The sequence below is a fragment of the Streptodolium elevatio genome (genome assembly GCF_053592165.1).
Genome location: NZ_JBSFVE010000001.1, coordinates 372,707 through 384,795 on the forward strand (window position 1 = coordinate 372,707; position 12,089 = coordinate 384,795).

The window sequence follows — 12,089 nt, forward strand, 5'->3', positions numbered from 1 at the left end:
GCGGGGCGTGCGGGGGGATGGGCAAGGGTGTGTGAATACTGCGGTGCGTGCCGGGCGACGGGGGCGAGGGGCCCGGCGGGTCGAGCGGGTACGCCGAGGGGTGAAGCACAGCGCCGGGTGCCGTGGACCGAGGGGTCCACGGCACCCGGCCGCGGCGTCACTTCGGCTGGCTCGGCGAGGTGATCTTGATGGTGCCGGCGATGATGTCGGCCTTGATCTTCTGCAGCTCGGCCTTGGTCTCCGCGGAGACCTGCGAGTCGAAGTCGTGGAACGGCGCGAGGCCGACGCCCTCGTTCTGCAGCGTGCCGAGGTACGGCGCGGTGGTGTACTGGCCCGCGGCGGCTTCCTTGAGCGCCAGGAACACCGAGTCCTTCATGGACTTCGTGACGGTCGAGAGCATGACTTCCTTGTCGTTCGTGCTCTCGTAGCCGTCGACGTCGACCCAGATGACGCTGGCCTTGCCGGACTGCTTGGCCTTCGAGGCCGCGCCGAGACCGGTCTGCCCCGCCACCGGGTGGATGATGTCCGCGCCCTGGTTGATGAAGTCGTTGGCGATGCGCTCGCCGTCGCCGGGCGAGTCGAACTTGCCCGCGATGGAGCCGTCCTGCTTGGCCTCGTCCCAGCCGAGGACCTGGACGTTCTTGCCCTTTTGCTGGTTGTAGTAGTTGACGCCCTCGACGAAGCCGTCCATGTAGATGGTGACCGGCGGGATCTTCATGCCGCCGAAGGTCGCCACCTTGCCGGTCTTGGTCTGCGCGGCGGCGAGGTAGCCGCCCATGAACGCCGCCTGGGCGGTGTTGTACTCGAGACCCTTGATGTTCGGCTCGACGCTGCTGGAGTCGACGATGATGAACTTCTGATTCGGGTTCTTCTTCGCCGCCTCGCCGGTCGCCTTGGCCATGAGGCCGCCGACCGCCACGACGACGTCGCACTTGTCGGCGACGAGGCTGTCGATGTTCGGCACGTAGTCGTTCTCCGTCTTGGAGTCGACCTTCTTGATCTGCATGCCCAGCTGGTCCTTGGCCTGGTTCAGGCCGGCCCACGCCGCGGCGTTGAAGGAGCGGTCGTCGACGCCGCCCTGGTCGGTGACCATGCACGCCTTGAAGTTCGCGGCGTTGGTGGCACCGCCGGCGCCGGGCGCGGACGCACCTGCGCTCGGGGTCGAGCCCTTGTCATCGTCCTTCGGCTTGCTGCCACAAGCAGTCGCGGTGAGGGCGAGAGCCCCGGTGACCGCGACCACGGCGACCTTGGATACCCGGCGCACGGGGTGTCTCCTTCCGATGCACGCCCAACAAGGCGTGAAATCAGCTGAACATCTGGCAAGACCTGTGGTGGCGGTTGGCTGACACGCTGCGTTCAACGCGAGTAGAATGCGTCGTGTACGCGCGTAGACATGCGAACCGCCGCTGAGCATACATACAAAATCAATATCTCTGACATACAGGTCAGATCACCACTTGGACACGATCTGCTGAGCCAAGTGGATGAAGGTAGCCGGTGGTTGGGCCAGGTCTCACGGCTCCACGGTTTCCCCGTCGCGAGCCTCGGTAAAAGCAAGGCCCCGCACCGGTCGGTGCGGGGCCTGATTCGTGTCCTGGTCGTTATCGCGGGTACTACGTATAACCTGGTCAGGGCACTCATTTGCCCCCGCGCAGGGCTCCGTTCGGGCCCGTACGAGGGGCGTCGGCGGGACGTGCCGGAGAGGAACCCGGGCCTACTGGCGCGGGCGCAGCGCCAGGTCGGCGAACAGCCGCACGCCCACGCCGATGGCCTGCTCGTCGACGTCGAAGCGGCCCTGGTGGAGGTCGTACGGCGCCTCGCCCACGGGGCGCACGCCGAGCCGGGTCAGCTGCCCGGGCACGTCCTCCAGGAACCACGAGAAGTCCTCGCCGCCCAGGCTCTGCTCGGTCACCTCGACCGACGCGGCACCGAGAAATCCGGTCGCCACGGTCCGCGCCGCGGCGACCGCGTCCGCGTCGTTGACGACCGGGGGCACGCCGCGGTGGTGCTCCAGCTCCCACTTCGCGCCGTAGGTCGAGGCGATGGCGTCGACCAACTCCTGGATGAGGTCGGGCGCCTGCCGCCACGCCTCGATGTCCAGGCAGCGCAGCGTGCCGTCCAGTTCGCCGCGCTGCGGGATGACGTTGGGCGCGGCCCCCGCGTTGATGCGGCCCCACACGATGCTGACGCCGGAGCGCGGGTCGATGCGCCGGGCCAGCGCGGACGGCAGCTCGCCGGCCATCTTCGCCAGCGCGGTCACCAGGTCGGTGGACTGGTGCGGCCGCGCGGTGTGCCCGCCCGGGCCGCCCAGCGTGATGATGATGCGGTCGCAGGCGGACGTGATCGCGCCGACGCGCAGCGCCACGCGTCCGACCTCCACGCGCGGGTCGCAGTGCACCGCGTGGATCTCCTCGACGCCGTCAAGCCCCCCGGCCTTGATGACGTCCAGCGCACCGCCGGGCAGCTTCTCCTCGGCGGGCTGGAAGATCAGCCGCACCGGACGCGTCAGCAGCCCCTCGCGCGCGAGGTCGGCCAGCACGAGGCCCGCGCCGAGCGTGACCGTGGTGTGCACGTCGTGGCCGCACGCGTGGGCGCGGCCGGGCACGGTCGAGCGGTACGGGACGTCTTTGGCGTCCTCGACCGGCAGCGCGTCGATGTCGCCGCGGAAGGCGATGAGTCCGCGCCCGTCGGCCGCACCCGCCGAGGCCGGGATGTCGCACACGACGCCGGTGCCCGGCAGCAGACGGGGCGTCAGACCGGCGGCCACCAGCCGGTCGTGGATCAACCCGGTGGTGCGAAACTCCTCCCGCCCCAGCTCAGGATGCATGTGCAGGTCGCGGCGGATCGCCACGAGTTCGTCGGCATAAGCAGCGACATGGGAGGACGCGGCTGAAACTGCGCCCTCGGGGCCTTCGGGGAGGGATGCGCTCACCCCTGCAAGGGTACGTTGCCGCGCTACCCGGGACGTGAGAGAAAGCGAATTACCCCCGTTAGGGTGAGGAAATCTGCCCTCCGTGGCGCATGACCCAGGGCCGGTGGGGGTATGCCACTACGCCCACTTGGCTGACGCCCCGTCAGGGCGCCAACCGTACGGTCAGTCCGTGTTCCCGCCCCTGCCGTGGAACGCGTCCAGGATGCGCGCGGCGGCGATCGTCGCGGTGATCTCGCCGTCCCGCACCTGCCGTTCGAGATCCGGCACCAGGCTCTTGACCTGGGGGTTCGCCCGCAATTCGGCCAACAGCGAGTCGTGTACGGCGGCCCATGTCCAGTCGACCTGCTGACGGCGCCTCACGTCCGCCAGCCGCCCTGCGGAGTCCAGGGTCTGACGGTGCTTCAGGACGGTGTCCCACAGCTCGTCGAGCCCTATCCCGGTCAGCGCCGAACAGGTGAGGACCGGCGTGTACCACAATTCACCCGGTCTGCGCATCAGCCGCAATGCGCCTTGGAGTTCGCGCGCGGCGGCCTTCGCGGCCGCCTCGAACTCGCCGTCCGCCTTGTTGACGGCCACGATGTCGGCCATCTCCAGGACGCCCTTCTTGATGCCCTGGAGCTGGTCGCCGGTACGCGCGAGGGTCAGGAAGAGGAAGCAGTCGACCATGTTGGCGACGGTCACCTCCGACTGCCCGACGCCGACCGTCTCGACCAGCACGACGTCGTGGCCCGCGGCCTCCATGAGCACGATGGACTCGCGCGTGGCGCGCGCCACGCCGCCGAGCGTCCCGGCGGTCGGCGACGGGCGCACGAACGCGGCGGGGTCGACGGCCAGCTTCCCCATCCGCGTCTTGTCGCCCAGGATGCTGCCGCCGGTCCGCGTCGAGGACGGGTCGACGGCCAGCACCGCGACCCGGTGCCCGGCGGCAGTCAGCTTGGTGCCCAGCGCCTCGATGAAGGTGGACTTGCCGACGCCCGGCACACCGGTGATGCCCACCCGGTGCGCGCCGCCCGCGTGCGGCAGCAGCTTGACCAGCAACTCCTGGGCGAGGTCGCGGTGTTCGGCGCGGGTGGACTCCACGAGGGTGACCGCGCGGGCCAGGACGGTGCGGTTGCCGGCCAGCACGCCTTCCGCGTACTGGCCGACATCGATCACACGACGTGCCACGTCACTCCGATGCGGTGGAGAGCGCCGCGGGCAGCTCGTGGCCGAGCTGGTCGTACAGACGCTTCAACAGGTCGACCGCGGCGTCCGAGATGACCGTGCCGGGCGGGAAGACCGCGGCGGCGCCCATGTCGAGCAGCGGCTGTACGTCGGACGGCGGGATCACGCCGCCGACCACGACCATGATCTCGCCCGCGTCGAGCTTGGCGAGCTCTTCGCGCAGGGCCGGCACCAGCGTCAGGTGGCCGGCCGCGAGGGAGGAGACGCCGACCACGTGCACGTCGGCCTCGACGGCCTGGCGGGCGACCTCCTCCGGAGTCTGGAACAGCGCGCCCACGTCGACGTCGAAGCCGAGGTCGGCGAACGCCGTGGAGATCACCTTCTGGCCGCGGTCGTGCCCGTCCTGGCCCATCTTGGCCACCAGGATGCGCGGGCGGCGGCCCTCCTCGCGCTCGAACTCCTCGACCAGCGTGCGGACCCGCTCGACGTTGCCCGTGGCCCCCACCTCCTCGCGGTACACGCCGGTGAGCGTGCGGATCGTCGCCTGGTGCCGACCGTACGCCTTCTCCAGCGCGTCGGAGATCTCCCCCACCGTCGCCTTCGCCCGCGCCGCGTCGACCGCGAGCTTGAGCAGGTTGTGCTCCAGGTCGTCGGGCCGCTCCCCCGCGAGGTCCGCCTCGGCGGCACCCGCGAGCGCCGCGAGGGCGCGCTCGACCTCGCCGCCGTCGCGCTCCGCGCGCAGCCGCTCCAGCTTCGCGATCTGGTCGGCGCGTACCCGCGCGTTGTCGACCTTGAGCACGTCGATCGGCTGATCGTTGTCGACGAGGTACTTGTTGACGCCGATGAGCGGCTGGCGGCCCGAGTCGATGCGGGCCTGCGTACGCGCCGCGGCCTCCTCGATGCGCAGCTTGGGGATGCCGGCGTCGATCGCGGCGGCCATGCCGCCGGCCTTCTCGATCTCGGCGAGGTGCTCGCGGGCGCGCATCGCCAGGTCGTAGGTCAGGCGTTCGACGTACGCGCTGCCGCCCCACGGGTCGATCACGTTGCAGGTGCCCGACTCCTGCTGGAGCATCAGCTGCGTGTTGCGCGCGATGCGGGCGGAGAAGTCGGTCGGCAGCGCCAGCGCCTCGTCGAGTGCGTTGGTGTGCAGCGACTGCGTATGGCCCTGCGTCGACGCCATGGCCTCGACGCACGTGCGCACCACGTTGTTGAAGACGTCCTGCGCGGTCAGCGACCAGCCGGAGGTCTGCGAGTGGGTGCGCAGCGACAGCGACTTCGGGTTCTTCGCGCCGACGCTCTGCACGAGGTCCGCCCAGATGAGGCGGGCCGCGCGCATCTTGGCGATCTCCATGAAGAAGTTCATCCCGATGGCCCAGAAGAACGACAGGCGCGGCGCGAACGCGTCGACGTCCATGCCCGCGTCCATGCCGGCCTTCAGGTACTCCAGGCCGTCCGCGAGCGTGTAGGCCAGCTCCAGGTCGGCCGTGGCCCCGGCCTCCTGGATGTGGTAGCCGGAGATCGAGATGGAGTTGAACTTCGGCATCTTCTGCGAGGTGTACGAGAAGATGTCGGAGATGATCCGCATCGACGGCTTCGGCGGGTAGATGTAGGTGTTCCGGACCATGAACTCCTTAAGGATGTCGTTCTGGATCGTCCCCGCGAGCTGCTCCGGCTTCACCCCCTGCTCCTCCGCCGCGACGATGTAGAGCGCGAGGATCGGCAGCACCGCGCCGTTCATCGTCATCGACACCGACATCTGGTCGAGCGGGATGCCGTCGAACAGCTGCCGCATGTCGTAGATCGAGTCGATGGCCACGCCTGCCATGCCGACGTCGCCCGCGACGCGCGGGTGGTCGGAGTCGTAGCCGCGGTGGGTGGCCAAGTCGAACGCGATCGACAGGCCCTTCTGGCCGGCCGCGAGGTTGCGGCGGTAGAAGGCGTTGGACGCCTCGGCGGTGGAGAAGCCCGCGTACTGGCGGATCGTCCAGGGCTGGTTGACGTACATCGTCGGGTACGGCCCGCGCAGGTACGGCGTGATGCCCGGGTAGGTCGCGAGGAAGTCGAGGCCCTCGGTGTCCTTCTCCGTGTACAGCGCCTTGACCGGGATGCCCTCGGGCGTGTCGCGGGTCAGCTCGGCGGCGTCCTTGCCGGTCGCCTCGGCGACCGCGGCGACCCACGCCTCGGCGTCGGCGGCCTCGGGGGTGCCGAGGTCGATGCCGGTGAAGTCCGGAATGGTCATCGGTCCCCTCCCGCGATGATCGTGTACGCCCGGTTCAGTACTTCGAGTGCGTCGCACCCGACAAATACGTACCCGTCGGCGTTCGTGTCCGCCCACTTCTTGGCCGCACCGGCGAGAAGGACATGCCGGGCGCCGGCCTCGTGCAGGCGCGTGACGGCGTCCTTCGCGCGCTCTTCGTAGATCTTGTCGCTGGAGGCCAGGCAGGCCACGGCCGGGGCACCGGCCGCGCGGTACGCCTCGACGACCTCGTCCTCGGTGGCCGTCGCGCCCGCCTCGACGGCGTCGATGCCGCCCGCCGCGAACAGGTTGCGGGCGAACTGGGCGCGCGCGGTGTGCTGGGCGACCGGGCCGAGGGTGGCCAGGAAGACCGTCGGGCGCGCGTCGGTGGCGAGGTAGATGTCGTCCGAGCGGTCGCGCAGGGCCTCGTAGCCGTCGGCGTACCGCACGCGCGGCAGGCCGCCCCCGGGCAGCGCCGGGGCGGGCTCGCGGATCACCGCGTCCTCGGTGAGGTTCGGGAACTCGCTGACGCCGGTGAGCGGGTCCTTGCGGGTGGCGATCGCCTTCTCGCGGGCGGCCCGCACCTCGGCGATGCGGTCCGCGACGAGACCGCCGTCGAGCGCCGCGGCGATGCCGCCCGCGCGCTCGATGTCCTGGAAGAACGCCCAGGCGGCGTGCGCGAGTTCGTCGGTGAGCTTCTCGACGTACCAGGAGCCGCCCGCCGGGTCGATGACCTGCGCGAGGTGCGACTCCTCCAGCAGCAGCGACTGCGTGTTGCGGGCGATGCGGCGGGCGAAGGCGTCGGGCAGGCCGATCGCCGCGTCGAACGGGCGGACCGTGACGGAGTCGGCGCCGCCGACGCCGGCCGCGAACGCCGCGACGGTCGTGCGCAGCATGTTGACCCACGGGTCGCGGCGGGTGGCCATCGACCAGGACGTGATGGCGTGCTGCTTCTGCGCACCGGCCCCGGCCGAGGCGCCGGACGCCTGCGCGACGCGGGCCCACACGCGGCGGGCGGCACGCAGCTTGGCGATGGTGAGGAACTGGTCGGCGGTGGCCGCGAAGCGGAACTCGACGAGGCCGAGCGCGGTGTCGACGTCGAGTCCCGCGGCGGTGAGCGCGCGCAGGTACGCGACGCCCGCGGCGGTGGCGGCGCCGAGTTCCTGGCCCTCGGAGGCACCGGCCTCGTGGTAGGGCTGGCCGTCCACGGTGATGGCCTGGAGGTGCGGGAACTCGGCGTGCGCGCGTACCGCGAGGTCGGCGGCGGCGGCCAGGTCCCGGCCGGCCCCCGGGGCGCGGCCGGTACGGGCGTGGGTGGTGACGGGGTCGGCGCCGAGGTTGCCGCGTACCTCGGCCGGGGCGACGCCGCGCTCGCGGAAGACCGCGAGGAGGGCTTCGGCGGCCGGCCCGAAGTCTGCCCCGGGGTCGAGCACGACCGGCGCGAGGTCGAGCAGCACGCCGGCCAGGACGCCGGGCAGTTCGGCGGGGTCCAGGGCGTCCTCGCCGCCGGGCGCGCCGGTCTGCAGGAAGACGGACGAGACGCCGTTCTCCAGGTCCGCGAGCACGGCTTCGGCGGTGCGCGCCGGGTCCGGGTCGCTGTGCAGCTGGCGTACGTCCCAGCCGTCGACGGAGCTGCCGGCCGCCCGGGCGCCGCGTACGTAGGAGGGGAGTCCGGGAGCGCCGGGCTCGGGTGAGGCGTCGTCGGCCGTGTAGAGAGGGGCCAGCCTGATGCCGTCGTAGGTGGTGGTCGCGAGCAGATCCTCAGGGTTGTCGGGTGCGTCGTCCGCACCGATGACCCTCGACTTGCGGAGCACGCCGGCCACCAGGCCCTGCCACTGTTCACGCGTGGGCTGCGGGAACTGCGAAGCAAAGGTGGAGCCGGTAGACGTGCCGCCGTCGACAGTAGCCTCCGTCATGTTCACGCATCGTAGGGACCGCGCCCCAAGATCGATACACGGCCTCGGTGTGACATCAGTCGCGAATTCGCTTGACCGCGGCAAGGACAGTGTCGCGGAACGGTTATCCGATTTGTCCGACGAGTGCCGGCGACCGCCCGGAGGCGTCGATGACACTGCGTCACATCAGCTGGCGGGAAAGGCCGTAGGACGCGAAGTGTCACCCGTTTGGTTCCCGTAGGCGTGCGGAATCGATCACATCACGCGCCCCCGGGCGGGAGCCGGTGATTTCGATGGCTAACATGGCCGGGGCCGGAGGAAGGTACCCGGCCGGGCCGACCGACGGCTTGCCGGCCGAGCCCCGTCTACCGCATCCGGAGGGTAGTTTCCGTGCCGGCTGGAACGCTCTACCGCGGCCGGGAAGGCATGTGGTCATGGGTGGCTCATCGAGTCACCGGCGTCCTCATCTTCTTCTTCCTGTTCGCCCATGTCATCGACACCGCTCTTGTGCGGGTCTCGCCCGAGGCGTACGACGAGACGATCGAGATCTACAAGAACCCGTTCGTCAACGTCATGGAGTACGGCCTCGTGGGCGCCGTTCTCTTCCACGCCCTCAACGGCCTGCGCATCGTCGCGGTCGACTTCTGGGAGAAGGGCCCCCGCTACCAGAAGCAGATGTTCTGGGGCGTTGTCGGCCTGTGGGCCGTGCTCATGGCCGGCGCCTTCTACCCGGTCCTGGAGCACACGCTGCGCGAGATCTTCGGGAGCTGACCCAGATGGCTTTGATCGAGAACGCTCCCCAGATCAGCGGCGGCGGCCCGGCCATCGAGGCCCCCCGCTCCAAGCGCTCGCCGCGCTCCACCCGGACCAACTTCGAGCTGTACAGCTGGCTGTTCATGCGGCTGTCCGGCATCCTGCTGGTCGTCCTCGTGCTGGGCCACCTGATCATCCAGCTGGTGATCGACGGCGGTGTGTCGCGGATCGGCTTCGCGTTCGTCGCCGGCCGCTGGGCCAACCCGTTCTGGCAGGCGTGGGACCTGATCATGCTGTGGCTCGCCGAGCTGCACGGCGTCAACGGTCTGCGCACGATCATCAACGACTACGCGGAGCGCGACCAGACCCGCTTCTGGCTCAAGGTCGTGCTCTACACGTCGGCCCTGATCGTGCTCTTCACCGGCACGCTGGTGATCTTCACCTTCGACCCGAACATCGGCCAGTAGCCGGCCAACGGACCGCACTCGAACGCACCCGAACGCGCCCCTTGGTGGTCGCGGAGATCGGTACCAGAGGACACACAGGTCATGCAGATCCACAAGTACGACACCGTCATCGTCGGCGCGGGCGGCGCCGGCATGCGTGCCGCCCTGGAGGCGAGCAAGAGCAGCCGTACGGCCGTTCTCACCAAGCTCTACCCGACCCGCTCCCACACCGGCGCCGCCCAGGGCGGCATGTGCGCCGCCCTCGCGAACGTCGAGGAGGACAACTGGGAGTGGCACACCTTCGACACGGTCAAGGGCGGTGACTACCTCACCGACCAGGACGCCGCGGAGATCATGTGCAAGGAGGCGATCGACGCCGTCCTCGACCTGGAGAAGATGGGCCTCCCGTTCTCCCGGACCCCCGAGGGCCGCATCGACCAGCGCCGGTTCGGCGGCCACACGCGTGACCACGGCAAGGCCGCGGTACGCCGGTCCTGCTACGCCGCGGACCGCACCGGCCACATGATCCTGCAGACGCTGTTCCAGAACTGCGTCAAGCAGAACGTCGAGTTCTACAACGAGTTCTACGTACTCGACCTGCTGCTCGTCGACGACGAGGACGGCAACAAGACCACCTCCGGCGTCGTCGCGTACGAGCTGGCGTCCGGCGAGGTGCACGTCTTCCAGGCGAAGGCCGTCATCTTCGCGACCGGCGGCTTCGGCAAGGTCTTCAAGACCACCTCCAACGCGCACACCCTCACCGGCGACGGCATGGGCATCGCGTGGCGCCGCGGACTGCCGCTGGAGGACATGGAGTTCTACCAGTTCCACCCGACCGGCCTCGCGGGCCTGGGCATCCTGCTCACCGAGGGCGCGCGCGGCGAGGGCGGCATCCTGCGCAACGCGGACGGCGAGCGCTTCATGGAGCGGTACGCCCCGACGATCAAGGACCTCGCGCCGCGCGACATCGTCGCGCGCTCGATGGTGCTGGAGGTCCTGGAGGGCCGCGGCGCGGGCCCGAACAAGGACTACGTCTACCTCGACCTCACCCACCTGCCGGCCGAGCAGATCGAGGAAAAGCTCCCGGACATCACCGAGTTCGCGCGCACGTACCTCGGCGTGGAACCGACCACCGAACTGGTCCCGGTGTACCCGACCGCGCACTACGCGATGGGCGGCGTCCCGACCAACGTCGAGGCCGAGGTGCTGGCCGACAACGAGACCGTGGTCCCCGGCCTGTACGCGGCGGGCGAGGTCGCCTGCGTCTCCGTGCACGGCTCGAACCGGCTGGGCACCAACTCGCTGCTCGACATCAACGTGTTCGGCCGCCGCGCGGGCATCGCCGCCGCGAAGTACGCCGCCACCGCCGACTACGTCGAACTGCCCGAGAACCCGGCGGCGGACGTACGGGCGCTCCTGGACCGCCTGCTGAACAGCGAGGGCACCGAGCGGGTCGCGCAGATCCGCTCGGAGATGCAGGAGACGATGGACGCCAACGCGGGCGTCTACCGCACCGAGGAAACCCTCAAGCAGGCCCTCTCGGACATCAAGGCACTGCAGAAGCGGTACCTCGACGTGTCCATCCAGGACAAGGGCAAGCGGTTCAACACCGACCTGCTCGAAGCCGTCGAACTCGGCTTCCTGCTCGACCTCGCCGAGGTCCTGGTCGTCGGCGCCGCCAACCGCAAGGAGTCGCGCGGCGGCCACGCGCGCGAGGACTTCCAGGCGCGCGACGACGCCAACTACATGAAGCACACGATGGCGTACCGCGAGGTCGACGCGGACGGCGACGTCTCGATCCGGCTTGACTGGAAGCCGGTCGTCGTCACCCGCTACCAGCCGATGGAGCGTAAGTACTGATGACTGCCGTTATCGACGAGACCCCGGCTGCCCCCGCGCAGAAGCCGGCGCGCGACCACACCCCCATCACCATCACCCTGCGGATCCGCCGCTTCCTGCCGGACCTGGTCGGCCCGAACGGCGAGCCCCCGGTGCCGTTCTGGCAGGACTTCCAGGTCGAGGCGGACCCGACCGAGCGCATCCTCACCGCGATGCTCAAGGTCAAGGGCGAGCAGGACGGCTCGCTCACCTTCCGCCGCTCCTGCGCGCACGGCATCTGCGGCTCCGACGCGATGCGCATCAACGGCCGCAACCGCCTCGCCTGCAAGACCCTGGTGAAGGACCTCGACGTCACCAAGCCGATCACCATCGAAGCGATCAAGGGCCTGAAGGTCGAGAAGGACCTCGTCGTCGACATGGAGCCGTTCTTCCAGTCCTTCCGCGACGTGATGCCCTTCCTCGTCACCTCGGGCAACGAGCCCACGCGCGAGCGCCTCCAGTCCCCCGAGGACCGCGAGCGCTTCGACGACACCACCAAGTGCATCCTGTGCGCCTGCTGCACGACGTCCTGCCCGGTCTTCTGGACCGACGGCCAGTACTTCGGCCCGGCCGCCATCGTCAACGCGCACCGCTTCATCTTCGACTCGCGCGACGAGGGCGCCGAACAGCGCCTGGAGATCCTCAACGAAAAGGAAGGCGTCTGGCGCTGCCGCACGACCTTCAACTGCACCGACGCCTGCCCCCGCGGCATCGAGGTCACCAAGGCCATCCAGGAAGTAAAGCGAGCCCTGATCTTCCGCCGAGTCTGAGCAACCCGCTGTTCC

9 protein-coding genes are annotated in these 12,089 nt (G+C 69.8%); 4 read left to right on the forward strand and 5 right to left on the reverse strand.

Annotation, left to right across the window (positions count from 1 at the left end; genetic code table 11):
- Positions 1-157: 157 nt before the first annotated feature.
- From ACWD12_RS01650 to ACWD12_RS01670, 5 genes are all read right to left on the reverse strand, one after another.
- Complete coding sequence (locus ACWD12_RS01650; protein WP_358360019.1) at positions 158-1,264, reverse strand: BMP family lipoprotein; 1,107 nt, start codon at positions 1,262-1,264, stop codon at positions 158-160.
- A gap of 450 nt (positions 1,265-1,714) precedes the next feature.
- Positions 1,715-2,932 (reverse strand): amidohydrolase, encoded by a 1,218-nt coding sequence (locus tag ACWD12_RS01655; RefSeq protein ID WP_358360016.1) that lies wholly within the window; start codon positions 2,930-2,932, stop codon positions 1,715-1,717.
- 162 nt (positions 2,933-3,094) lie between these two features.
- Positions 3,095-4,099, reverse strand: a complete 1,005-nt coding sequence (gene meaB / locus ACWD12_RS01660) for a methylmalonyl Co-A mutase-associated GTPase MeaB (RefSeq protein WP_450097876.1) — start codon at positions 4,097-4,099, stop codon at positions 3,095-3,097.
- A 1-nt stretch (position 4,100) separates the two neighbouring features.
- The gene (gene scpA / locus ACWD12_RS01665; protein WP_450097877.1) at positions 4,101-6,335 is read right to left on the reverse strand and encodes a methylmalonyl-CoA mutase; all 2,235 of its coding nucleotides are present in this window, start codon (positions 6,333-6,335) and stop codon (positions 4,101-4,103) included.
- Entirely contained in the window at positions 6,332-8,248 is a 1,917-nt protein-coding gene (locus ACWD12_RS01670) for a methylmalonyl-CoA mutase family protein (RefSeq protein WP_358360009.1), read from the reverse strand. Before ACWD12_RS01670 ends, scpA begins: the two co-directional genes overlap by 4 nt.
- A 369-nt stretch (positions 8,249-8,617) precedes the next feature.
- Here ACWD12_RS01670 and sdhC point away from each other — a divergent pair, with 369 nt between their 5' ends.
- From sdhC to ACWD12_RS01690, 4 genes are all read left to right on the forward strand, one after another.
- Positions 8,618-8,998 carry a succinate dehydrogenase, cytochrome b556 subunit gene (gene sdhC / locus ACWD12_RS01675; RefSeq protein ID WP_358360007.1) on the forward strand — a complete coding sequence of 127 codons (381 nt, stop codon included), beginning with the start codon at positions 8,618-8,620 and terminating at the stop codon, positions 8,996-8,998.
- Between the two features lie 5 nt (positions 8,999-9,003).
- On the forward strand, positions 9,004-9,447 hold the full coding sequence (locus ACWD12_RS01680) for a succinate dehydrogenase hydrophobic membrane anchor subunit (RefSeq protein WP_450097878.1): 444 nt from the start codon (positions 9,004-9,006) through the stop codon (positions 9,445-9,447).
- 81 nt (positions 9,448-9,528) lie between these two features.
- A complete protein-coding gene (gene sdhA, locus ACWD12_RS01685) occupies positions 9,529-11,286 on the forward strand; it encodes a succinate dehydrogenase flavoprotein subunit (protein WP_450097879.1) in 1,758 nt (585 codons plus the stop codon).
- Positions 11,283-12,074, forward strand: coding sequence for a succinate dehydrogenase iron-sulfur subunit (locus tag ACWD12_RS01690; RefSeq protein WP_450098196.1), 792 nt, complete (start codon positions 11,283-11,285; stop codon positions 12,072-12,074). Before sdhA ends, ACWD12_RS01690 begins: the two co-directional genes overlap by 4 nt.
- Positions 12,075-12,089: the final 15 nt, after the last annotated feature.